Source organism: Agrobacterium sp. CNPSo 2736 (genome assembly GCF_004005385.1).
Lineage (GTDB): Bacteria > Pseudomonadota > Alphaproteobacteria > Rhizobiales > Rhizobiaceae > Agrobacterium > Agrobacterium leguminum.
Genome location: NZ_RZTX01000002.1, coordinates 1 through 23,869 on the forward strand (window position 1 = coordinate 1; position 23,869 = coordinate 23,869).

The 23,869-nt window shown below is 60.3% G+C and carries 21 protein-coding genes; 13 read left to right on the plus strand and 8 right to left on the minus strand.

Annotated features, from left to right (window positions below):
• The first annotated feature begins 270 nt into the window (after positions 1-270).
• Positions 271-2,130, plus strand: a complete 1,860-nt coding sequence (locus EM858_RS03975) for a murein L,D-transpeptidase (RefSeq protein ID WP_164865323.1) — start codon at positions 271-273, stop codon at positions 2,128-2,130.
• A gap of 312 nt (positions 2,131-2,442) precedes the next feature.
• On the opposite strand, the gene EM858_RS03980 is transcribed toward EM858_RS03975, so the two are convergent.
• Positions 2,443-3,144 (minus strand): HAD family hydrolase, encoded by a 702-nt coding sequence (locus EM858_RS03980; protein ID WP_127755916.1) that lies wholly within the window; start codon positions 3,142-3,144, stop codon positions 2,443-2,445.
• 190 nt (positions 3,145-3,334) lie between these two features.
• On the opposite strand from EM858_RS03980, the gene rpiA reads away from it, so the two are divergent.
• The 4 genes from rpiA to EM858_RS04000 all read left to right on the plus strand — a co-directional run bounded on the left by rpiA (position 3,335) and on the right by EM858_RS04000 (position 7,776).
• The gene (gene rpiA / locus EM858_RS03985; protein WP_080816941.1) at positions 3,335-4,030 is read left to right on the plus strand and encodes a ribose-5-phosphate isomerase RpiA; all 696 of its coding nucleotides are present in this window, start codon (positions 3,335-3,337) and stop codon (positions 4,028-4,030) included.
• A gap of 16 nt (positions 4,031-4,046) precedes the next feature.
• On the plus strand, positions 4,047-4,616 hold the full coding sequence (locus EM858_RS03990) for a DUF2059 domain-containing protein (RefSeq protein WP_003524811.1): 570 nt from the start codon (positions 4,047-4,049) through the stop codon (positions 4,614-4,616).
• Positions 4,617-4,763: 147 nt separating this feature from the next.
• The gene (gor, locus tag EM858_RS03995) at positions 4,764-6,152 is read left to right on the plus strand and encodes a glutathione-disulfide reductase (RefSeq protein ID WP_127755917.1); all 1,389 of its coding nucleotides are present in this window, start codon (positions 4,764-4,766) and stop codon (positions 6,150-6,152) included.
• Between the two features lie 247 nt (positions 6,153-6,399).
• Complete coding sequence (locus EM858_RS04000; protein ID WP_065115776.1) at positions 6,400-7,776, plus strand: 3-deoxy-7-phosphoheptulonate synthase class II; 1,377 nt, start codon at positions 6,400-6,402, stop codon at positions 7,774-7,776.
• Positions 7,777-7,847: 71 nt separating this feature from the next.
• Here the strand turns inward: EM858_RS04000 and EM858_RS04005 are convergent, their stop codons facing one another.
• The 6 genes from EM858_RS04005 to phaC form a co-directional block, all read right to left on the minus strand.
• Positions 7,848-9,587, minus strand: coding sequence for a TadG family pilus assembly protein (locus tag EM858_RS04005; RefSeq protein ID WP_127755918.1), 1,740 nt, complete (start codon positions 9,585-9,587; stop codon positions 7,848-7,850).
• A 1-nt stretch (position 9,588) separates the two neighbouring features.
• A complete protein-coding gene (locus EM858_RS04010) occupies positions 9,589-10,011 on the minus strand; it encodes a TadE/TadG family type IV pilus assembly protein (protein ID WP_003524819.1) in 423 nt (140 codons plus the stop codon).
• A gap of 137 nt (positions 10,012-10,148) precedes the next feature.
• Positions 10,149-10,982 carry a DNA repair protein RadC gene (radC, locus tag EM858_RS04015; RefSeq protein ID WP_127755919.1) on the minus strand — a complete coding sequence of 278 codons (834 nt, stop codon included), beginning with the start codon at positions 10,980-10,982 and terminating at the stop codon, positions 10,149-10,151.
• A gap of 14 nt (positions 10,983-10,996) precedes the next feature.
• Positions 10,997-11,836, minus strand: a complete 840-nt coding sequence (gene map / locus EM858_RS04020; protein ID WP_003524822.1) for a type I methionyl aminopeptidase — start codon at positions 11,834-11,836, stop codon at positions 10,997-10,999.
• 31 nt (positions 11,837-11,867) lie between these two features.
• Positions 11,868-12,587 (minus strand): DNA/RNA nuclease SfsA, encoded by a 720-nt coding sequence (gene sfsA, locus EM858_RS04025; RefSeq protein WP_127755920.1) that lies wholly within the window; start codon positions 12,585-12,587, stop codon positions 11,868-11,870.
• A gap of 32 nt (positions 12,588-12,619) precedes the next feature.
• Positions 12,620-14,479, minus strand: coding sequence for a class I poly(R)-hydroxyalkanoic acid synthase (phaC, locus tag EM858_RS04030; protein ID WP_127755921.1), 1,860 nt, complete (start codon positions 14,477-14,479; stop codon positions 12,620-12,622).
• Between the two features lie 25 nt (positions 14,480-14,504).
• Here phaC and EM858_RS04035 point away from each other — a divergent pair, with 25 nt between their 5' ends.
• Positions 14,505-15,044 carry a hypothetical protein gene (locus EM858_RS04035; protein WP_127755922.1) on the plus strand — a complete coding sequence of 180 codons (540 nt, stop codon included), beginning with the start codon at positions 14,505-14,507 and terminating at the stop codon, positions 15,042-15,044.
• Positions 15,045-15,550: 506 nt separating this feature from the next.
• On the opposite strand, the gene fnrN is transcribed toward EM858_RS04035, so the two are convergent.
• Entirely contained in the window at positions 15,551-16,276 is a 726-nt protein-coding gene (fnrN, locus tag EM858_RS04040) for a transcriptional regulator FnrN (protein ID WP_080816949.1), read from the minus strand.
• Between the two features lie 213 nt (positions 16,277-16,489).
• Here fnrN and hemN point away from each other — a divergent pair, with 213 nt between their 5' ends.
• The 7 genes from hemN to EM858_RS04075 all read left to right on the plus strand — a co-directional run bounded on the left by hemN (position 16,490) and on the right by EM858_RS04075 (position 23,629).
• Positions 16,490-17,839, plus strand: a complete 1,350-nt coding sequence (gene hemN, locus EM858_RS04045) for an oxygen-independent coproporphyrinogen III oxidase (protein WP_127755923.1) — start codon at positions 16,490-16,492, stop codon at positions 17,837-17,839.
• A gap of 114 nt (positions 17,840-17,953) precedes the next feature.
• On the plus strand, positions 17,954-18,238 hold the full coding sequence (locus EM858_RS04050) for an acyl carrier protein (protein WP_003495848.1): 285 nt from the start codon (positions 17,954-17,956) through the stop codon (positions 18,236-18,238).
• An 88-nt stretch (positions 18,239-18,326) separates the two neighbouring features.
• Positions 18,327-18,806, plus strand: coding sequence for a 3-hydroxyacyl-ACP dehydratase FabZ family protein (locus EM858_RS04055; protein ID WP_080816951.1), 480 nt, complete (start codon positions 18,327-18,329; stop codon positions 18,804-18,806).
• Positions 18,807-19,015: 209 nt separating this feature from the next.
• On the plus strand, positions 19,016-20,212 hold the full coding sequence (locus EM858_RS04060; protein ID WP_127755924.1) for a beta-ketoacyl-ACP synthase: 1,197 nt from the start codon (positions 19,016-19,018) through the stop codon (positions 20,210-20,212).
• A gap of 11 nt (positions 20,213-20,223) precedes the next feature.
• Positions 20,224-21,507 (plus strand): beta-ketoacyl-ACP synthase, encoded by a 1,284-nt coding sequence (locus tag EM858_RS04065; RefSeq protein WP_003524844.1) that lies wholly within the window; start codon positions 20,224-20,226, stop codon positions 21,505-21,507.
• A gap of 158 nt (positions 21,508-21,665) precedes the next feature.
• Positions 21,666-22,694: a zinc-binding dehydrogenase gene (locus EM858_RS04070; RefSeq protein ID WP_127755925.1), complete on the plus strand. Its 1,029-nt coding sequence runs from the start codon at positions 21,666-21,668 to the stop codon at positions 22,692-22,694.
• Positions 22,691-23,629, plus strand: a complete 939-nt coding sequence (locus EM858_RS04075) for a lipid A biosynthesis lauroyl acyltransferase (protein WP_127755926.1) — start codon at positions 22,691-22,693, stop codon at positions 23,627-23,629. Before EM858_RS04070 ends, EM858_RS04075 begins: the two co-directional genes overlap by 4 nt.
• The last annotated feature ends 240 nt before the right edge of the window (positions 23,630-23,869 follow it).

Genomic DNA, 23,869 nt, shown 5'->3' on the forward strand with positions numbered 1-23,869 from the left:
GGGCTGGGAAGGTCGGGCGGGGCAGGGCAAAGTGAATGAAATAAATGGAAATTTAACCATTCTCGCCAATTCTGGAAATTACGTTTTTACGGCTTTGGCTGTATCATAAGGTTCATTTCGGCACGGTTGTGGGCTTTTTCGCGTTTTCTTTTCAACGGGCCGTCGATCGGCTAGACAGGCATGAAACTGATGCCCGCCCTTTCGCTGGCGGTGCTGGGTGCTACGAGGATCAAATTGCAAGTCACATCTGGAAAAACATCGGCAGCACTGGTGCTGGCTCTCGGTCTTTCCGTTTCCACCGCTCTTCCCGGCAGCGCCGGTGCGGTAACGCTGATGGACCTCCTGCGCGGCGGCCCTGGCAAGATCGCGCGCGATCGCGGTGAGTTGCCGCCGGCCGGCATCGTCACCTCGCCCCCCGGATCGAGTGCCGGCCAAAGCGCGGATGCTTCCGATCCCGAGCCGCTGCCGCGTGTTTCCGGCCCGCGCTATTACGACTACAAGGCGGATACGGCCCGTGCGGTGAACACGGCGAATTTCGGTGAAGGCCTTGCCAATCTGAAGTTCAGCGCCACCCCCGAGATCGCCAAGGCGCTGGAAGCCTATTACGGCGCCGGCGGCAAGACGCTCTGGGTTTCGCAAGGCGAGCTGACCGCGCGCGCCAATGCTGTCATCGCCTTTCTCGAGACGGTCGGTGAAAGCGGCCTCGATCCGGCCGATTACAGCATTTCGCCACCGGCAAAGGATGTGACGGCCAGCATTAGCAACGCTTCCGGTGCGGCTGCAACCGGTACGCCGGTGGAGACGGCCTCGGCACCCGTGTCCGACGCCTATCAACGGGCGCAGATGCAGTTCGAGCTGGCGCTTTCCGCCAAGGTTCTCGCCTATGTGCAGGATACGGCCCGCGGCCGTGTCGATCCGAACCGGCTTTCCGGCTATCACGATTTCAAGCGCAAGACGGTGAACCTCGCACCGGTGCTGAAGCTTGCGGGCCTGAGCCCCGATGTTGCCGCCTATCTACGTAGCCGCGAACCGTCGGGCGCCGAATATCTGGCGCTGAAGGCGGAGCTTGCCCGCCTGCGTGGTGAGGGCGATGCGGCGCATGTCGTCCGCGTTCCCGCCGATCTGGTGCTGAAGCCCGGCAACAGCAGTGCGGATATGGCCAATGTCGTCAAGGCCATCGAGCATCGCGCTTCGCCCGCCTTCAAGGCCGAACATGCGGCGATCATTTCCGCTTACCAGCAGACGCCGGATTATACGCCCGATCTCGTCGATCTGGTGAAGGCGTTCCAGAGCGAAAACGGCCTGAAACCCGATGGCGTGATCGGTCGCGCCACCGTGCGCGCCATGGTCGGCGAAAGCAATGACGCGAAGATCGTCAAGGTGCAGGTGGCCATGGAACAGGTCCGCTGGCTGCCGGCCGATCTCGGCCAGCGTTATGTCTTCATCAACCAGCCCGCCTTCATGGCCTATTACCACAATGACGGTCAGGAACAGTTCGGCATGAAGGTCGTCGTCGGCTCCAAGGCCAACCAGACCTATTTCTTCCAGGACGAAATCCAGACCGTCGAGTTCAACCCCTATTGGGGCGTGCCGCAGTCGATCATCGTCAACGAGATGCTGCCGAAGCTGCGCCGCGATCCGTCCTATCTCGACCGGCTGGGTTACGAAGTGCAGGTGGGCGGCCGTGCCGTCTCCTCCACCAGCGTCAACTGGTATGGCTCCACCAATGCCGTTTCCGTACGCCAGCCGCCGAGCAGCGACAATGCGCTGGGCGACCTGAAAATCCTGTTCCCCAATGCGCATGCCATCTACATGCATGACACGCCTGCCAAGAGCTTCTTCAACCGCGACATGCGGGCGCTGAGCCATGGCTGTATCCGTCTGGTCGATCCGCGCCGCATGGCCGCCGCCGTTCTTGGCACCAGCGTCGACAAGGTCGGCGAGCAGATCGCGTCCGGCAAGAACCGCGCCGTGCAGGTGCCGGAGAAGGTTCCGGTCTACGTGGCCTATTTCACCGCCTGGCCGGACAAGGACGGCAAGGTGCAGTTCTTCGACGATGTGTATGACCGCGACAGCTATGTGCAGAAGGCGTTCGCCGTGACGACGAAGGCGCGTGCCGCGTCGATCTGATCAGGATAGCATCAAGAGAAAAAGCGCCGGAGACGGCGCTTTTTTGTTTGAAGGAAAGGCCTGCCCAATTTGTTTGGTGCTGGAGTCCGCGTGCTACATTTGGCGTCAACGGCAACACCGTACTCCGTCACCCCGGACTAGATCCGGGGTCCAGCGCGATCAAGTCCTTGATCGCGAGAGAGGCCATTCACGGCGCAGACGCGCCGTGGCTGGATGCCGGATCTAGTCCGGCATGACGGAGGAGAGGTTGTTCAGCTCTCATTGACGTCGGAATCGCCGTTCCCTGGCGCTTTACTTGTCTGGCCCAGCCTCTCAGGCGGCGGCTGCACCCTTCGCAACCAGTTCTTCGAACAGCGCCGGCGTCAATTCACTGAAATCGTCGATCACGACATCCGGTTCGAGTTCAGCCATCGGCACATCCGAATAACCGAACGTGACGCCAATCGACGGCACGGCGGCGTTCTTTGCCGCGAGAATGTCGTTGATGCTGTCGCCGACCATGATGGAGCGCTGGACGTCGCCGCCGGCTTTTTCGATGGTGCCGAGAATATGGCGGGCGTCCGGCTTGCGGAAGGAGAAGGTGTCGCCACAGGTAATGGCGGCGAAATAGCGTGTCAGATCGAGTTCTTCGAGCAGCGGCAGAGCGAGGATTTCAGTCTTGTTGGTGCAGACGGCAAGCGTGATGCCGGCTTCCGAGAGCGCATCCAACGCTTTGATGATGCCGGGATAAGGGCGGCTTTCGCCGGGCATTTCGGCGCGGTAATGGGTGATGAAGCGCTCATAGAGCGGCTCGATTTCGGCTTCCGGCAGTTCCGTCTCGCGAAGCGCGAAGGCGCGCTTGATCATCACCCGCGCACCCTGGCCGACGAGGTGGGTCAGGTCGTCATAGGTGACGGGAGCAAGCCCGGCTGCGGCAATGGTGTGGTTGAGGCTCGAAACCAGATCGGCGGCGGTATCGACCAGCGTGCCGTCGAGATCGAAAATGGCGAGCGGGGAGAGCGGGCGGGATGTCACGGGAACTGGCCTCTCGGGAATGCGTGTAACTGATGTATCGGTGCTTTCATTCCCGCCAAGCCTAGGCAAACGGGTCTGTCTTTGCAACCGCGTCACAACGTTCTGTTCGTTGGCTTGAAAAAGGCTTTCGTTTGGCTTTCGACCCGTGTAAACAGCACGGCGACGACAAAGCTACCGGAGTTTCAGGCACATGGATGCCCGCCAGATGAAGATCAAGGCCGCCGAGGCCGCATTGTCCCATGTACAGGATGGGATGCGGCTTGGTATCGGCACGGGTTCGACGGCCGAGGAATTCGTCAGGCTTCTGGCCGAAAAGGTCGCCGCCGGTCTGAAAGTCGAGGGCGTGCCGACATCCGAGCGCACCGCGCGTCTCTGCGTCGAGCTTGGCGTGCCGCTGAAATCGCTGGATGAATTGCCGGAACTGGATCTGACCATTGACGGCGCGGATGAGGTCGATCATGCGCTGCGTCTCGTCAAGGGCGGCGGCGGCGCGCTGCTGCGCGAGAAGATCGTTGCGGCGGCATCCGCCCGCGTGATCGTGATCGCCGACCAGAGCAAGGTGGTGGAGACGCTGGGCGCCTTTCCGCTTCCCATCGAAATCAACCCGTTCGGCCAGGTGGCGACGCGTATCGCCATCGAAAAACTGGCGTCGCGTTCCGGGCTTTCCGGCACGCTGACGATGCGTTCGTCGGGCGACGGCGCCTTCATGACGGATGGCGGGCACCTTATCCTCGACGCATCTTTTGGCCGTATTCCTGATGCAGAAGCGCTAGCACGCGAGCTGAACACGATTCCCGGTGTCGTCGAGCACGGACTTTTCATAAATTTGGCATCGCTTGCCATTATCGCGGGTCCTGAAGGCGCCCGCGTGATGCAGGCAGTATAACAGGAGCGAGATTTTCATGGTCAAACTAGCGGGACTGGGCAAAGCTGCCGCTGCTTCGATCCTCATTTCCGGCATCGTGTTCGGTACTGCCGCACGCGCTCAGGAAATTTCGGAAGCGCATATCGCTGCCGCACGGCAGGCGATCACCTCTCTTGGCGTTACCGACCGTTTCGACGACATTCTGCCGGGTCTGGCGGAGCGTCTAAAGGCCGAACTCATTCAGGCTTCGCCGAACGTTCAGGACGCGATCACCGAGACTGTTGACGCGAAGGCTCTCGAGCTTGCGCCGCGCCGCGCCGATCTGGAGCGCGAAGCAGCGCTCACCTATGCGCGCGCTTTCACCGTCGAAGAGCTGAACGCCATTTCCACCTTCTACAGCAGCGAAGCCGGCAAGAAGCTCCTGAAGGACGGCCCGATCGCCACGCGCGAACTGATGAAGGCCGCCGACATCTGGGCCGCCGGCATCAACCGCGACCTCAACGCTTCCAGCATGTCGGAACTGCAGAAGGTTGCCGGCGCCGATCTGAAGCCGCTTCCGGCCGATCAGAACGCCACCGGTGGCGCTCCGGCTGCTCCCAAGCCCTGATTGGGTGAACGGACAATTCAGAAATATTCAAAGCCCGGCCGCAAGACCGGGCTTTTCATTTGTGCGTCGCAGCACCTATATGTGCCGTGAATGCGCCGCCGCCCGTCTCGTGGCGGAGGACGGCGGTTTTGATCAGGGGTTTTGACTATGACAGCTTATGACTACGATCTTTTCGTCATCGGTGGCGGTTCCGGCGGCGTGCGCAGCGGCCGCGTGGCCGCCTCGCTCGGCAAGCGCGTGGCAATCGCCGAGGAATACCGTTATGGCGGAACCTGCGTCATCCGCGGTTGCGTGCCGAAGAAGCTGTTCGTCTACGCCTCGCAATTCCCTGAGCATTTCGAGGATTCGGAAGGATTCGGCTGGAGCGTCGGCGAGCGCAGCTTCGACTGGAAGAAGCTGATCGCCGCCAAGGACAAGGAAATCAACCGGCTCGAAGGGCTTTACCGCAAGGGTCTGGAAAACGCCAAGGCCGATATTTTCGACAGCCGGGCGGAACTGGTAGACGCCCATACCGTGAAGCTGACGAAAACCGGCAAGACCTTCACGGCCGAGCGTATCGTGATTGCCGTTGGCGGCACGCCGAACGAGCACAAGGCGCTGCCCGGTCATGAGCTGACGATCTCGTCCAACGAGGCTTTCGACCTGGAAGAACTGCCGAAATCGATCCTGATCGCCGGCGGCGGTTATATCGCTGTGGAATTCGCCAATATCTTCCATGGGCTCGGTGTCGAAACGACGCTGATCTATCGCGGCAAGGAAATCCTGTCGCGGTTCGATCACGACATGCGCAAAGGCCTGCATGAAGCGATGGAGGCCAAGGGCATCCGCATCATTCTCGAAGATATCATCGAGGAAGTCAGCAAAGATGGTACCGATGGCTTTGTGGCCCGCACCAAGCAGGGCGCCTCGCTGCATGTCGGCCTGGTCATGCTGGCGCTGGGCCGCGATCCGAACACCAAGGGTCTGGGTCTGGAAAATGCCGGTGTGAAGCTGGATGCGCGCGGTGCGATTATCGTCGACGATTATTCGCGCACGAATGTGCCGAACATCTTCGCACTGGGCGACGTCACCGACCGGGTACAGCTGACGCCGGTGGCGATCCATGAGGCCATGTGCTTCATCGAAACCGAATACAAGAACAACCCGACCAAGCCGGATCACGAACTGATCGCAACGGCGGTGTTCTCGCAGCCTGAAATCGGCACTGTCGGTCTTTCGGAAGAGGAGGCCGGCAAGAAATATCCGGAACTGGAAGTCTATCGCGCCCAGTTCCGGCCGATGAAGGCGACGCTGTCCGGCCGTCAGGAAAAGACGATCATGAAGCTGATCGTCAATGCCGCCGACCGCAAGGTCGTCGGCGTGCATATTCTCGGCCATGAGGCGGGGGAGATGGCGCAGCTTCTCGGCATCACGCTGAAAGCCGGCTGCACCAAGGATGATTTCGACCGCACCATGGCGGTTCATCCCACAGCCGCTGAAGAGCTGGTGACGATGTATTCGCCGAGCTATCGCGTCGTGAATGGCGAGCGTGTGTAACGCCGGTACAGGCGTGATATAATCGCCGTCCACATCGCCTGCCGCCCTTTGAAAGCGAAGTTTTCGAATGGCGGCGGGGTTGTTAAATCGTTTGAATTGACTTTTGTGCGTCTGGAGCGCTCAAAACGGGCAGAATGAGCCGGATGGCTCAGGGATTGGCTATGCAAAGCCGATGCTTGGAGCTATAAGCCGCTCAATTTTTCGAGGCGGCCGCGCGACGTCGCGCGGGCGAAAAAAGGGTGAGAACATGGCACAGAATTGGACCCCCGGCAGCTGGCGGCAGAAACCGATCCAGCAGGTTCCCGAATATCCGGATGCGGCAGCGCTTGCGGCAACGGAAGCCACGCTTGCGACCTATCCGCCCCTGGTCTTTGCCGGTGAGGCCCGCCGTCTGAAGAAACAGCTCGCCAATGTGGCGGAAGGCAACGCCTTCCTGCTGCAGGGCGGCGATTGCGCCGAAAGCTTCGCCGAACATGGCGCGGACAATATTCGCGACTTCTTCCGCGCGTTCCTGCAGATGGCCGTCGTGCTGACCTATGGCGCGCAGCTGCCTGTGGTGAAGGTCGGCCGCATTGCCGGCCAGTTCGCCAAGCCGCGCTCTTCCAACGTCGAAGCGCAGGACGGCGTGACGCTGCCGTCTTACCGTGGTGACATCATCAACGGCATCGAATTCAACGAAGCTTCGCGCATTCCGAGCCCGGAGCGTCAGCTCGACGCCTATCGCCAGTCGGCCGCGACGCTGAACCTCTTGCGCGCTTTCGCGATGGGTGGTTACGCCAACCTCGAAAACGTTCACCAGTGGATGCTCGGTTTCATCAAGGACAGCCCGCAGGCGGATCGCTACCGCAAGCTGGCCGACCGGATTTCCGAAACCATGGACTTCATGAAGGCGATCGGCATCAGCGCGGACAATAATCCGAGCCTGCGCGAAACCGATTTCTTCACCAGCCATGAGGCTCTGCTGCTCGGCTACGAAGAGGCGCTGACCCGCATCGATTCCACCTCCGGCGACTGGTACGCGACATCAGGCCACATGATCTGGATCGGCGACCGCACGCGTCAGCTGGACCATGCGCATGTGGAATATTTCCGTGGCATCAAGAACCCGATCGGCCTGAAATGCGGTCCGTCGCTGACGCCCGACAATCTGATCGAACTGATCGATGCGCTGAACCCGGCAAACGAGGCCGGCCGCCTGACGCTGATTTGCCGCTTCGGCCACGACAAGGTGGCCGACAGCCTGCCGAAGCTCATCCGCGCTGTCGAGAAGGAAGGCCGCAAGGTCGTCTGGTCCTGCGATCCGATGCATGGCAACACGATCACGCTCAACCACTACAAGACGCGTCCGTTCGAACGCATCCTGTCGGAAGTCGAAAGCTTCTTCCAGATCCACCGTGCCGAAGGCACGCATCCGGGCGGCATCCACATTGAGATGACCGGCAAGGATGTGACGGAATGCACGGGCGGCGCGCGCGCCGTGACGGCGGATTCGCTGTCCGACCGTTACCACACCCATTGCGACCCGCGCCTCAACGCCGATCAGGCGCTGGAACTGGCGTTCCTGCTGTCCGAGCGCATGAAGAGCGGCCGCGATGAGAAGCGTCTGGCAATCGCCAACGCGTGATATGAAGCCTTAAACGAAAAAAAAAGCCGCCGGGAGACCCTCCGGCGGCTTTTTTCATGCGCGGTGCTGAATTATTGCACCAGCGCCGGCTGCTGGCAGCGGACATCCGTGACCCGCACATCGGCTTCGCCGATCTTGACGCCGAGAACCAGAAGCACGTTGTAGAGCAGTTGATCGACCGGAGCGGTGACTGCCGCAAGCGTGTTGGCAAGCGCCGACTGAATGCCCGCCAGGCCTCCCAAATCCAGGTTGAGGAAGAGAAGCCTGATATCGAGATTGAGGTTCTTCAGCAGTGAACTGACAAGAGTGGTGACGGTGTCCTTGGTGGAGACACTCTTGATCTTGGCCTGGGTAATGTCGGACTGCGTGAAGGTCAGCTTGGTCTTGGTCATATTGGTGGCATTGATGAGGGCGCTGCCATTGATGGCGAGCAGCGCCGAATCCACGATTGCGGCCTTGGTGACGCGCGGGTCCCTGCCGAAATTGGCAAAGGCCGTGGTGTCGACATTGCCAAGGGCGATTTCGACGACGCCGGGAACGACCTCGACATCGACGGTGCCCTGTCCGCCGCCCGTGCAGCGGATATCGGCAAGCCGCGCTTCGGCATGGGCGACTTCCACATAAAGCGGGAGATTGACCTTGAGGCCGGCAATGGCCTGAAGCCCGTCCACCACGACGCTGACCGCAAGACGGGTCTGTGCGGTGCGCACCACGGTGCCCTGACCGCCAACGGCGAGCGACGGCGTTTCGACCGGCGGTTCACCGATGGCGAGCGTTGCCTTGACCGAGGCTAGGCCGAGAAGATTGGCGTTGATATTAAGCCCAAGCTGGTTGCCGCCATTGCCCGCCACGGCGGCGGCATTGATGAGATCGAAGACGCCGGCGGTGACCTTGAGGTTTTCGCCCGTACCGATCAGCTTGTCCGAGAACGGGCCGAGATTGAGGATTTCCTCGAGCTTGATCTTGACGTTGCTTTTGTTGACGGTTTTTTGCAGCATATTCAAAATGTTGACGACCGCCGGCTGCAACCCCGTGGTTTTCGTCAGCACGTCGAGGAATTTGCCGTAGCTGATTTCCGTCTTCAGAACATCCTTATAGGTGCCGGCGGTGAGGTTGAGATCGATGGCCAGCGCCTCGACGATCTTCAGCGCATTGACATCGGCGGCGAGAAGCGCCTGATAATCCATGAGTTTCAATGAAACCGTGGTGCCGAGCAGACCGCCGAGCAGGCTGTTGAGAATTCCCTCATCGAGGCTGGCGAGGCGCGATCCCACCGAAAATGCCGCGATCCTTTGGGACGAGGCCGTTCCGACCGCCGAGACCTTTGGCGGCTTGGTGAAGGCGGAAGCGAAGAATATCTGGCCCTGTTCGACGATGTTCACCTTTATCGCATTGGTGGGCAGGGCGTTATCGACGAAACGCTGGCCGACCGGGACTGTCGCATCCGGCTCGTAGTGTCCCTTGATGACTTCGGCGTAACCCTTGCTGTTGGCGAATTCATTCAACGGGTCGAAGGGTTGCAGGCCCTTTTCGGTCAAAAGGCCCTGGGCCGTCCTGACACCGAGATCCATGCCATTGAGGGCGAAATATTGCTGAACCGCCTTTTCGGCGTCCGTGGCGTTGGCTGCCGCCGATATGGCCGCGAGATCGGCGGTCTGCTGCAATTGCCGTTTCTGCAATGTCAGATAACCGTAATCGACGCCGAGCGCCAATATGCCGATGAAGAGCGGTGCGGTGAGCCCCGCCGAAATGGCGATGTTGCCCGTTCTATCCTTGAGGAAGCGGGGAAGCAGGGAATGAAAATCTCGCATGTCATGCTCCTCCGATCCGGATGGTGGAAAAACGCCGGATGACCGGCTCGGGCAGGGTGTAGCTGTAGAGGCTCCAGATCGGCAGATCGCGGGCGTCATATTCGACCTTTACCGTGAACTGGTTGGCGTTGGCGGGATCGGTGGCGACATCGACGGTGAAGCGGCTCTTGTCCATGAAGGCGTAGCTGAGGTCGCTTTTGGTGACGAAATCCCGGGCAAGCTGCTGGCGCTCGGTCGTGTTGAGGCCGGCAACCGCCGTCCGCGCCGCGTCGGCGGCGATCTGCTGCACCGAATAGGCCGCCATCAGATAAATGCCGTAGGCGATCATGGTGAGCAGGACGAGAAAGAATATCGGTGCGACGATGGCGAACTCGACAGCAGACGAGCCAGATCTATCGCGAAAGAAACGCACTCCATTAAACATAAAGCACCCCCGTTCCTTCAGGCATCAAGGTTCGATGCCTTGATTTATTATTTTCGGAAATGCTAATTTATAGGTGTTAATTTTGTGTTGATGCCGCTCCCATGGGTTGCAGCTCTTCTTAAGCTTTCGCGTCTACTTCAGATCAGCCGAAGGCCTTTGAAACTGGCGTGACCGTCCTTGCCGATGATGATGTGATCATGGACGGTGATGCCGAGCGGCTTTGCCGTATCGATGATGGTCTTGGTCATCTCGATATCGGCGCGCGAAGGGGTGGGGTCTCCACTTGGATGATTGTGGATTAAAATCAATGCGGTAGATGAAAGCTCAAGGGCGCGGCGCACCACTTCGCGCGGGTAGACCGGCGTGTGATCCACGGTTCCCTGACCCTGCACCTCATCGGCGATCAGGACGTTGCGCTTGTCGAGGAACAGGACGCGGAACTGTTCGCGCGTTTCATGGGCCATGGCGGCGTGGCAATAATCGATGACCGAGGACCAGGAGCCGAGCACCTGCTTGTTGCGGATTTCGCTTTTCAGCATGCGCTGGGAAACGGAGGCGACGAGCTTCAGATCGAGCGCCACGGTTTCGCCCACGCCCTTCACCTCCTGCAACAACGGTAAGGGCGCGCCGAGCACGCTGCCAAGCGTTCCGAAACGGGCAATGAGAGCCTTGGCGATGGGTTTGGTATCGCGCCTCGGGATCAGCCGGAAGAGAAGAAGCTCCAGCAATTCGTAATCGGCGAGCGCCGCGTCGCCGCCATCGCGATAACGCGCCCGCAGCCGGTCGCGATGTCCATGATAATGGGCGGCATCCGTTTCCTGTTCGACGATGGCTGCCGATCTTTTCGCGCCGCTTCGCGGTTCGGCGAAAAAACCGCGCTCATCCGCTCCGTTGAACAGATCGCCTTCGCCCGCCTGAAAGCCGGGAGTTTTGGAAAGATCGGCGGAAGGCGGGGCGGGGCGTTTTGCCATAGGCGGGTCTGGCCTTATGCGGGGGGAAGCGGCGGCAGGCCCGGACGGTCGAAGCCGCCGGGCGACAGTGTGAAGATTTCGCAGCCCGTGGCCGTGACGCCGACGGCATGTTCATATTGCGCGGAGAGCGACCGGTCGCGCGTTACCGCCGTCCAGCCGTCGGAAAGCACCTTCACATGCGGTTTGCCGAGATTGATCATCGGCTCGATGGTGAAGATCATGCCTTCGCGGATTTCCGGCCCTTCGTCCGGGCGGCCGTAATGCAGGATGTTCGGCGTGTCGTGGAACAGGCGTCCGACGCCATGGCCGCAGAAATCGCGCACGACGGAGCAGCGCTCGGCTTCCGCATAGGCCTGGATCGCCGCGCCGATTGCACCGGTGCGTACACCGGGCTTCACCGCCGCGATGCCGCGCAGCAGGCATTCATAGGTCACTTCCATCAGCCGCTCGGCGGCGCGCTTGATCTGGCCGACCGGATACATGCGGCTCGAATCGCCATGCCAGCCATCCAGCACATAGGTCACGTCGATATTGACGATATCGCCATCGCGCAGCGGCTTTTCATCCGGAATGCCGTGGCAGACAACGTGGTTGATCGAGGTGCAGACGGATTTGGTATAACCGCGATAATTCAGCGTCGCCGGCAGCGCGCCGTGGTCGGCGCCGAATTCGAAGACGAAACGGTCGATGGCGTCGGTCGTCACGCCCGGCTTGACGATTGCGGCGAGTTCATCGAGGCAGCGCGCCGTCAGCTGGCACGCCTTGCGCATCCCGTCGAAGTCCTCAGGGGTATAGAGGCGGATGACGCCGGTATTCTTGAGGGGGGCGGAGGCTGCGTCGATATAGGTGACCATCTTGGTGCTTTCTGTCTCTTTACGTCCCTGTTCATAAAACAGCCGGACGCCATTCGTCCATCTTAACCGTTCCGTTGACCGAAATTTGTATCGGAGAGACCGTGCATTTCACCGCATAGGCCTCCACGCCGCGCGCCATCGCCCGCTGAAACGCCAGCGCATAGACGGGATCGAGATCGTCGCAGATGCGCATCCGGTCGCAATCGTCGCGCTGGATGAGATAGAGCATCACCGAACGGTAACCTGCTTCCGCAGCGTCACCCAGCTCCTCCAGATGTTTCGCGCCGCGTTTGGTGGCGGTATCAGGAAATTCGGCGAGGCCTTGTTCGCGCATGAAATGCACGTTCTTCACTTCCACATAGGCGTCCGGCCGGCCGGGTTCGGACAGCAGGAAGTCGATACGCGAATTGCGGCCATATTTCTGTTCGCGCCGGATCGTCGAATAGCCGCCGAGTTCGGGGATGCGGCCGGTGAGGATCGCTTCTTCCGCCAGCCGGTTCGGCATGCCGGTATTGATGCCGACCGTAGTGCCATCGGCCTCGACCATTTCCAGCATGTGCCGGTACTTGCGGGTGGGGCTGTCATGTTCCGACAGCCATATGCGGGAGCCCGGTGTCGTAAGCCCGCGCATGGAGCCGGTATTGGGGCAGGAGCCGGTGATCGCGGTGCCGTCTTCCAGAACGGCGTCGAACAGGAAACGCTTGTAGCGGGAAATCAGCGTGGCGGGAGTAAGCGGGGGCGTGAAGAACATGTGGCCTGAAAGATGAGAAATGATGGGTGTGGTCAGGAGAGGACGTAGGTTCCCGGCGCATCGCCGAGCACGGCGCGCTTGCCGTCTTCCGGTTTTCGCGCCTTTACCTTTTCAGCGCTCTGGCTTTCGATCCAGTTCTGCCAGTGCACCCACCAGGAGCCCTTATGCGGCGTCGCAGTGGCCTGCCAGGCATCGAAGTCTCCGGCCGGTGACGGTCCTGTCCAATATTGGTATTTTTCAAGCTGCGGCGGATTGACGACGCCGGCGATATGGCCGGAATCGCCAAGCACAAATTCCACCGGCCCGCCGAACAGCGCGGCACCCGTGAAAACCGATTTCGCCGGCGCGATATGGTCGTCGCGGGTGGCGAGGTCATAGACCGGGATTTTGATGTCGCCGAGATTGATCCGCTTGCCGGCAACCCGCATCAGCCCGCGGGCGAGATTGTTCTCGAGGTAACAATTGCGCAGATAAAAGGAATGGCTGGCGGCCGTCACCCGGGTCGAATCGGAGTTCCAGTAGAGCAGGTCGAAGGGCAGGGGCTCGGTGCCGCGCAGGTAATTATCGACAACATAGGGCCAGATGAGATCGGAGGCGCGCAGCATGTTAAAGACGGTCGCCATGATCGAGCCGTCGAGATAACCGACCGCCTGCATGTGCTTGTCCAGCGCCGCAAGCTGGCCTTCGTCGATGAAGACCTTGAGATCGCCGGCATGGATGAAATCGGTCTGGGCGGCCAGCAGCGTGGCGCTGCGGATGCGCTCATCGCCTTGCTGCGCATGCAGCGCCAGCGCCGAGGATAAAAGCGTGCCACCGACGCAATAACCGATGGCGTTGATTTCCTTTTCGCCGGTTCGCTCCTCGATGGTATCCAACGCAAAATCGATGCCTTCACGGACGTAATCATCCCAGCCCTTGTCGGCGAGGCGGGCATCCGGGTTGATCCAGGAGACCATGAAGACGCTGTGGCCCTGCTCGAGGCACCAGCCGACGAAGGATTTCTGCGGGTTGAGATCGAGAATGTAGAATTTGTTGATCCATGGCGGCACGATCAGCAAAGGCCGTTTGAAGGCCTTCTGCGTCGTCGGCGCATAGTGGATGATTTCGCAGAGCGGGCTTTTCGCCACCACCTTGCCCGGCGTGACGGCGATATTCTGGCCGATGACGAATTTGCTGTAATCGGTCTGGCGCAGTTTCAGGTGGCCATTGCCGGCGGCGACATCCTCCGCCAGCTGCGCCATGCCCTTGACGAGATTGGCGCCGCTGGAGGCGACCGTTTCGCGAAAGACCTGCGGATTGGTGAAGACAAAATTGGCCGGCGAAAGGGCCTCCGTCACCTGGCGCATGTAAAACAGCGCCTTGGTGCGGGTATGTTCGTCCAGCCCGTCTGCCTCCGTCACCATCCGGTCGGCGAAACCGACGGTGGTCTGGTAGGCTTTCAGGAGAAAATCGAAGAACGGATTGGCCTGCCAGTCGGCATCGGCAAAACGCCTGCTCCTGCGTTCCGCAGGGCCGCTTTCGGCGGGTTTTTCCGGGGCCGAATCGGCATCGCCGGAAAACTGCGCCACCGATTTCGCCCAGAGATCGTAATAGCTGGAAAGCAGATGGGTCTGCGCCTCGAGCGAGCGCTTCGGTTCGGCCATCCAGTATTCGGCGACATCGGAGAGCGTCTTGACGAGATCGGTTACCGGATCGGCGCTGGTCTCAAGGATCTCACCGCGTTCGCGCGGGGCGAGCCATTCGGATGCGGCCTTGCCGAGATTTTCGAGCGCACGGGCGATATTGATCGCGAAGGTTTCCGGGTCGCGGATCAGGTAGGCCTCGGCGGAGCTGGCGTCGAAGCCGGGCGTTTTGCCGCCCTTTTTCTTGCCGCCACCGTCAACACCTGCCATGCACGATCCTCCACCAAATTTGTGTTTGCACATTCTGCATGAAAACGAATACAAGTTCCACCAGCAAGGGGAGGCCGCAAAGGGCCGAACCGTGGTCGAATTCGATATCGGCAGATATCCTTACAGGCGGAACATGACGATGGGCAAGCACATGGGCACATGGGGAACATATGCGGAAAATGCGGCAAGAATCGCTGTGCTTTCGCTCTCCGGCGCAATGCTCGCCGCCACACTTGCCGCCTGCAAGGCTCCGGAGCCGATCGTCGCGCCCGCCCATATGCGCCGCCCGACGGCCGAAATCGTCGGCCCGCGCCCGGTCAGCGACACTGCGGTGAGCCAGAAGCGCGACACCGGCACCTATCCGACCTTCTCGCAGCCGCTGACGGCCGCAGGCACCCAGATGGGTGAGGATGAGGCCTCCACCATGGAATCGAGCCTGTCGCGCCTCGGTGCGGCACGGCGCAACGGCCAGATATCGGAAGCCGAATACAAGCGCCGCGTGGCGGAGCTGCGGGCGCTTGCCGAAAACCAGAAGCCGGTTGCGACGCCTGCCGTCTCGCAGTGAGATCACGCCGCGCAGTTTGCGCGGTCTCAGCGACTGACCAGATTATCTTTGATTGACAAAACATGCCCCCAAACGCGCCATTCCATGTGGAGCGAGCGGGTGCCTCTGTTTCTTCTCCCCGGCGGGGAGAAGTCCGCGGCAGCGGGATGAGGGGGCAAGCTCTCCGCATATCTCCGCGCTTGCCCCCTCATCCGACCCTTCGGGCCACCTTCTCCCCGGTGGGGAGAAGAAACACGCGGCGATGCCGAGCTTGTAACCCCTTCTTTACCCTGCCTCTGAACCTTCCGCTTACCCAAGATGTTAAGCGGATGGATGCGGTTTGCCGCTTATGATGCGGCCATAACAAACAGGCCGCTGAAAAAGCGGGGCACGGGGTGAAATATCATGAAATGCATCGCCGCTTTGCTGGTTCTTGCCGGTTTTGCGCTCGCACCCGCTCAGGCGCGGGCGCCGCACATCAATTTCGGGACGCCTGCACTTCAGGGGCAGTGAAAGGGCAAATTCCGTCAGTCGTTGCCGGCGGCGTCGCTCAGCACGTCGAGATCAGGCACGGTGATGTGGCGATTGTTCTCTATGCGGATAATGCCTTCCTTGCGCAGCTTGGTCATTTGTCGACTAACCGTTTCGATGGTGAGCCCGAGGAAATCGGCGATATCTGCGCGTGAAAGCGGCAGGTCAAAGCAGGATTTGTCGTCGTTTTCCGGATCGATATGGGTGGCGATCATGTAAAGGAAGCTGGCAACCTTTTCCTGCGCCGATTTGCGGCCCAGCGTCAGCATCCAGTCGCGCGCCTCGTCCAATTCCTTCAGGGACTGGCTGTGGAGCTTGCGTTCCATATCGGGCACTTCGGAAACCATCCGGTCGACGACGCGGCGCGGGAAGAGACAAATCTCCACATCGGTTGCGGCTTCCGCCGTCATCTTGCTTTCCGCCATGAACGGGCGGCCGAGAAAGTCCGGTGCGAATTGCAGGCCGACGATCTGCTGGCGGCCATCGGACATCATTTTCGACAGCTTCACCACGCCGTTCAGGATATTGCCGTAGGAGGTGACGAGTTCGCCCTGGCCAAGAAGCTCGTTGCCCGCTTCCAGCTTTTTGCGGCTGGAATGGCGGTTGAGGTCGCAAAGCTGCTGCGGCGTCAGCGTGCTGCAAAGACCGCCGTGACGCGCCTCGCAGGAGCGGCAAACGACGGGCTCTTCCGAATTGTGGATGGTCTTCTGCAGCGTGTCCATAAGCCTTTTCCAATGCTGGCTTTTTCGGGACGATTACGACCGTGGGTGTCAAATCCGGTCTCATGCAAGGCTTTCGCCACGTAGCTGTCGCCCCTGCGTCTACTTTAGCAAGAACTTACGGTGCAATTTGATTGAAGTCAAAGTTGCAAACTGTCGCAGCCGTTACTGAAAGAGAGGAAATCGACATTTTCTTGATAAAAGGCAAATCGGGCGATGAATACCGAACTTCTTCACAAATATTCGGGTGCAGTGCCGCGTTACACGAGCTATCCGACCGCGCCGCATTTCCACGAGGGAATCGATAATGGCACCTATCGCGGGTGGCTCGGCGCGCTCGGTCACAGGAATCGCCTGTCGCTTTATCTGCATATTCCCTATTGCGACCGGCTTTGCTGGTTCTGCGCCTGCCACACCAAGCACACGCTGAAATACGAGCCGATTGCCGTTTATCTTGAAGCACTTAAGCAGGAGATAGAAGCCGTCGGCGCACTTGTTTCCCCGGATGCGGTGGTGAGCGCCGTGCATTTCGGCGGCGGCTCGCCCACCATGTTGAAGCCGGAGGACATGCAGAGCCTGATGGACTGTCTGCGGCGTCATTTCACCTTCGGCCTCGCACCCGAGATCAGTGTCGAGATGGACCCCAACGATCTGGATGACAGCCGCTACGATGCGCTTGCCGCCATCGGCATGTCGCGGGCGAGCCTCGGGGTTCAGGACTTCGATGACAAAGTGCAAAAAACCATCAACCGTATCCAGTCCTTCGAGCAGACGAAATCCGTGGTGGATGCGGTGCGGGCGAGGGGCGTTCACTCGGTCAATTGCGACATTCTTTATGGGCTGCCGTTCCAGACCTGCGGGACATTGGAAAAGACGGTGAACCAGATCGTGTCGCTCGACCCCGATCGCATCGCGCTTTTCGGTTATGCGCATGTTCCGTGGATGAAAAAACACCAATCGCTGATCCCGGAGCATGCCCTGCCGGATATTGCCGAGCGCTACCGCCAGATGACGATGGCGGCGGAGATGCTGAAACAGGCGGGTTACGAGGCCATCGGCATCGATCATTTCGCCAAGCCGACCGATACATTATGTCAGGCCGCCGAAGCCGGCGCCCTGCGGCGGAATTTTCAGGGTTATACGACCGACACGGCCGATGCGCTGATCGGGCTTGGCGCATCCTCCATCGGCAGGCTGCCGCAGGGTTATGTGCAGAACATGGTGGCGACGGGGGAATATCAGCGGATGGTGGGCGAGGGCGGTCTTGCCGCCGTCAAGGGCATAGAGCTGTCTGAGGACGATCATCTGCGTTCGCATGTCATCGAAAGGCTGATGTGCGATTTCGCTATCGATCTTTCGCAGTTGCAGCACCGTTTCGGCGAGGTGAGCCATTCCGTGAGAGCCCAGGCGCAGCATTTTGCCGCAAGCGACAGGGACGGCGTGGTGCGGATGGACGCCGATATTTTTGCGGTGACGGAGGCTGGAAAGCCCTTCGTGCGTAATATCGCGGCAATCTTCGACGCTTATCTCGGCAATGGACGCGGCCGTCATTCGGTTGCTGTTTAGGCAACAGTTTTGGGGCAAATTTCAAAGTTACGTCACGAAACCATTGGCTTTTTTGTGCGACTTGCCTATGTGGTGCGTCAGACAGGATAATTCATACGAACGACAATAAGGATTATGGGCGTGACAGCTACATTCGACAAGGTTGCCGACATTATCGCCGAAACCAGCGAAATCGACCGCGAAACCATTACGCCGGAGAGCCACACGATCGACGATCTGGGCATCGACAGCCTCGACTTTCTTGATATCGTTTTCGCGATCGACAAGGAATTCGGCATCAAGATTCCGCTCGAGCAGTGGACGCAGGAAGTCAACGAAGGCAAGGTTTCCACCGAAGAATATTTCGTGTTGAAGAACCTTTGCGCCAAGATCGACGAATTGCGCGCAGCCAAGGGCTGATGTGACAATGCCCGCTTGCAGCGGGCATTTTCTTTTGATGCCGCCTGCGGGCAAACCATGACTAACCGACCAGAGACGGGCCGGACGGATGCTGCTTGAATATTTTCAGATGATCGACAAGGTCGAGGCCGTGGACATGGCGACGCGCACGTTGAAGGCGCAGTCTGTCGTTCCCGACAAAAGCCCGGTTTTCGAAGGCCACTTTCCCGGCATGCCGCTCGTTCCGGGCGTGCTTCTGATCGAGACCATGGCGCAGGCTTCCGGCATGCTGGTTCTGGCGTTTTCCGATTTTGCGTCCATGCCGTTCCTGATGTCGGTCGACGGCGCCAAGATGCGTACCTTCGTGGAGCCGGGCGCTGTTCTCGACATCGAGGCGGTGCTGGAGCATGACGGCTCCGGCTTTGCCGTTACCAAGGCGAAGATCACCTCGGATGGCAAGAAGGTCTGCGACGCGCAGCTTAAGCTCAGGACCATGCCCTTCAGTGAAATTCCGCTTGGGCCTATCGTCAAGAAGCGGGCCGAGGAAGTCGGCCTGATGGCGGCGATTGCCGCGGATGCGCAGAAATAAGCGTTTCCGTTCGTTTCGAAGGAGAGCGTTTTTCCCGCCGGCCCGGTTTTTGAGCGCGAAAATCGTGGGCTCGCGACGGCGGATCAGGCCTTCACCATTGCCAATCCGCATCGCGCGCTTTATTCCGCAACGCATGAAGTGGTTGTTCGCGACCGCTGTTGGATAGCCGTGACCGTTTCGGCGGGGCCGGCTGCAAAGGATGACAGACGATGAAATCTGACAATGATGTGGTGATAACAGGGGTCGGCATCGTGACCTGTCACGGCGTCGGCAGCCAGGCGCATGTGGCGCTTCTTTCCGGAACCGCCGTGCCGGAGCCGGTGGTCGAGACCGAAAAGTTCAAGCCCTATCCGGTCCATCCCATGCCGGAGATCGACTGGTCCGCGCAGATCGCCAAGCGCGGCGACCAGCGCCAGATGGAAAACTGGCAGCGCCTCGGCGTTTTCGCCGCCGGTCTCGCACTCGACGATGCCGGACTGAAGGAAGATGCCGAAGCCTGCGCCACCATGGACATGATCGTTGCCGCCGGCGGCGGCGAGCGCGACATCAATGTCGATACGCTGATCGTCGACGAGGCGCTGAAGCGCAATGACCGCGAAAAGCTGCTCAATGAGAAGCTGACGACGGAACTGCGCCCGACGCTGTTTCTCGCCCAGCTTTCCAACCTGATGGCCGGCAATATCTCCATCGTGCACAAGGTCACCGGCTCTTCCCGCACCTTCATGGGCGAGGAAGCGGCCGGCATTTCCGCCGTCGAAACCGCGTTCCACCGCATCCGCTCCGGCGAATCGAGCCATGCGCTGGTGGGCGGCGCCTTCTCGGCGGAACGTCCCGACATGATCCTGCTGTTTGAGGCCATCGGCGCGCATGCGCAGGGCGGCTGGCAGCCGCTGTGGTCGCGCGAAGGCCAGGACGGCGGCGGCATGGTTTCCGGTTCGCTCGGCGCATTCCTGGTGCTGGAATCGCGCAGGCACGCCAGCGAGCGCGGCGCGCGCATTTATGCCCGCATCGACGCCATCGAGGGCGACCGCGGCAGCCGTGACGAAGGCAAGATGGAAAAGCGCATGGAGCGGCTGCTTGCCCCCGCCAAGGACAGCGCGGCGACCGTCGTGTTTTCCGGCGCGAGCGGTTATGACGGCGTGACGGCTCGCGAGAAGGACATTCTCGAAAAGGCCCTTCCAAATGCCGTCATTCGCGGTTTTGGCGGTGTCACCGGCCACGGGCTGGAAGCGCAGTTCCCGCTCGGACTGGCGCTTGCCGCGCTGACGCTTGAAAGCGGCGCGAAGGTGCCTACCTTCGATGCGGGCCAGGAAAAGCCCATGGGCGAGGCGGCCAGCGAAGCCGTCGTCACCACCGTCGGCCATGTGCGCGGCGAAGGTGTCGCCGTTCTGTCCCGCGACGTTTGAGGAGAAAGACCATGACTTCCAATTTCAGGGATCATCTCGGTCGTCCCATCGTCGCCGTCACCGGCATGGGCATCATCACGTCGCTCGGGCAGGGGCTTGCCGATAACTGGGCGGCGCTGACATCGGGAAAATCGGGCATCCACAAGATCACCCGTTTTCCGACCGAGGGGCTTTCGACCCGCATCAGCGGCACAGTGGATTTCATCGATATCCCTGTTCCGAATTCCGTGGAGCGTTCCTATGCCTTCGCGCGCGAAACCACCATCGAGGCTCTGGCGCAGGCCGGTATCTCCGGCGATTTCGACGGACCGCTGTTTCTCGCAGCGCCGCCTATCGAGCCGGAATGGAGCGCCCGTTTCGAGCTTGCCGACCGGTCTCCGCCGGCCGCCCAGCCGGGCGATGCCTATGAACGGTTCCTGACGGCCTTCCGCCAGCGTCCCGACCCGGCATTCCAGGAAGCCGCCCTGTTCGGAGCGATTTCCGAGCGTCTTTCCGACCGTTTCGGTACACGCGGCCTGCCTGTCACGCTGTCTACGGCCTGTGCATCTGGCGCGACCGCGATCCAGCTCGGTGTCGAGGCGATCCGCCAGGGCCGTACCGAACGGGCGCTGACGGTTGCGACCGACGGTTCGGTTAGCGCCGAGGCGCTCATTCGCTTCTCGCTTCTCTCCGCGCTTTCGACCCAGAACGACCCGCCGGAAAAGGCCTCCAAGCCGTTCAGCAAGGACCGCGACGGTTTCGTGATCGCCGAAGGTGCTGCGACGCTGGTGCTGGAATCGCTCGAAGCTGCGGTTGCACGCGGTGCGAAGGTGCTGGGCATCATCAAGGGTGCTGGCGAGAAGGCCGACAGCTTCCACCGCACGCGGTCTTCGCCCGATGGCGGCCCGGCGATTGCGACGATCCGCGCGGCGCTGGCCGATGCGGGCGTGGCCGAAAGCGATATCGGTTACATCAACGCCCATGGCACTTCGACGCCTGAGAACGACAAGATGGAATATGGCTCCATGCTCGCCGTCTTCGGCGAGGGCCTGAAAGATATTCCGCTATCGTCCAACAAGTCGATGATCGGCCATACCCTGACCGCAGCAGGCGCCGTGGAAGCGGTGTTCTCGCTGCAGACCATGCTGACCGGCACGCTGCCGCCGACGATCAACTACAACAATCCCGATCCGACCATCACGCTCGACGTGGTGCCGAATGTGAAGCGGGATGCTCAGGTGAGCGCGGTTCTGTCCAACTCCTTCGGATTTGGCGGGCAGAATGCAAGCCTTGTCATGACGCGGGAACCGGCTTAACCGGTTCCGCCATCAACAGGAGCGTTTCCGCGGCAATTGCGGAAACGCTCTCGCTTCTTTGATTACGCATTCCGGCCGCAAAACCGTTACAGAGGTTTGCTGGAATAGCTTTTTAGATAACGCCCCCAGATAAACGCCCCTGGGCGAAGGACTGATATATGCGCGCTCTTCAACTCGTGGACGACCGGAAGCTCGAAAAAGTGGACCTGCCCGAACCGGATGCTCCGGCGCCGGGCGAGGTGACGCTGCGCGTCAAGGCGGTTGCGCTCAACCACATCGATGTATGGGGCTGGCGCGGCATGGCTTTCGCCAAGCGCAAGATGCCGTTGACCATCGGTGCCGAGGCCTCGGGTGTGGTCGAAGCCATCGGTCCGGGCGTTTCGAATGTGCTGCCCGGCCAGCTCGTTTCGATCTACGGTGCGCGCACCTGCGGGCTGTGCAAGCCGTGTCGCGAAGGCCGTGACAATCTGTGCGAACACGTTCAGGGCGTGCACGGTTTCCATCTCGACGGTTTCGCGCAGGAAAAGATCAATATTCCCGCCCGCCAGCTGGTGCCCGCGCCGCATGGCATTGACGCCGTTGCTGCGGCTCTCGCACCGGTGACCTTCGGCACGGTCGAGCACATGCTGTTCGACAATGCCAAGCTTGAGCCGGGCGAAACGATCCTCATTCATGCCGGCGGTTCCGGCATCGGCACGGCGGCGATCCAGCTTGCCAAGAAGATGGGCTGCACCGTGATCACCACTGTCGGTTCCGACGACAAGATCGAACGGGCGAAGGCGCTGGGCGCCGACCATGTCATCAACTACCGGACCGACCGTTTCGAAGGCGTCGTGCGCAAGCTGACGAAAAAGAAGGGCGTCGACGTGGTGTTCGAACATGTCGGCAAGGACACCTTCGTCACCTCGATGTTCTCGCTGAAGCGCGGCGGCCGTCTCGTCACCTGCGGTTCCACGTCGGGCGTTTCCACCGAAATCAACCTGATGATGCTGTTCCAGCAGCAGCTGAAACTGCTCGGCTCCTTCGGCTGCCGCATGGAAAACATGGCCAACGCCATGCAGAAGATGGCGCGCGGCATCGTTCATCCCGTCATCGACACCGAAGTCACCTTCGACGATATCGACCGGGCGCTGGAGCGCATGGAGACGCGTCAGGTGTTCGGCAAGATCGTTTTGCGGATGGACTGAGCATCTTGAAGCTGTTCCTGACACGGATTGTCCTGAAACTGGACCACTTCCGGCAGTGGCTGATTGCGACATTCGCCTTCGGCCTTCTCAACCTGCTGAAGCTTTTTCCCGCCGATGCGGGCATTCGAGCGGCCGACCGGCTGGCGCGCTTTGTGGGGCCGAAAACCGGCCGCCACAAGCTGATGCTCCATAATCTGGCGCGTGCCTTTCCGGAGAAATCCGAGGAGGAACGGCTTGAGATCGCCATGGATAGCTGGGCCAATATGGGCCGGCTTGCGGCGGAATATGTGTTTCTCGACCGGCTGTTCGATTTCGATCCGGAGAAGAACGAGCCAGGCCGCATTCAGGTCGAGGGTATTCCGACTTTTCTGGAACTGCGCGACAATCCGCGGCCCTTCATCGTCTTCACCGCCCATAGCGGTAATTTCGAGTTGCTGCCGGTGGCCAGTTCTGCCTTCGGTCTTGATGTGACCGTGTTGTTCCGGCCGCCGAACAATCCCTTCGTGGCCGACAAGGTGTTCAATTTCCGCAAGGAGCGCATGGGCAATCTCGTGCCGTCGCACGCCGGTTCCTCCTTTGCGCTTGCGCGGCAGCTGGAAAAGGGCGGCGGTGTCGGCGTGCTCGTCGATCAGAAGTTCGGCAAGGGTCTGACGACGAAGTTCTTCGGCCTTGAAGTTCGCACCAATCCGCTGCTTGCCAAGCTGGTGCGGCAGTTCAACTGCGATGTTTATCCCGCCCGTTGCGTGCGTCTTCCCGACAATCGCTACAGGCTGGAAATAGAGCCCAGAGTTGAAATTCCGCGCGATGAGAAGGGCAATGTCGACATTCAGGCGACGGCGCAGCTTCTGAACGACAAGGTGGAAAGCTGGGTGCGCGAATACCCGGGACAATGGCTGTGGTATCACGACCGCTGGGACGTGAAGCACCAGATTTGAGGTGACTGCCGTGCGGCCGGATTTTCCGCGATTTTCACGAAATTCGGCCGGAAAATTGTGCGTTTCGATGTTTTTCCTTATTAGTGGAACCTCATTTTTCGTTCATGGATTATCGAAATTGAAAAATTAGCGGCTGCTGTGATATTTTGGACAACAATCCTCGTGGCGTTCCTGCGTTTCGTTACGTCATTTTTAAGCGCAAAGACGCTATAATCAGGGGGCAAAGGGTTAATCCGTTCG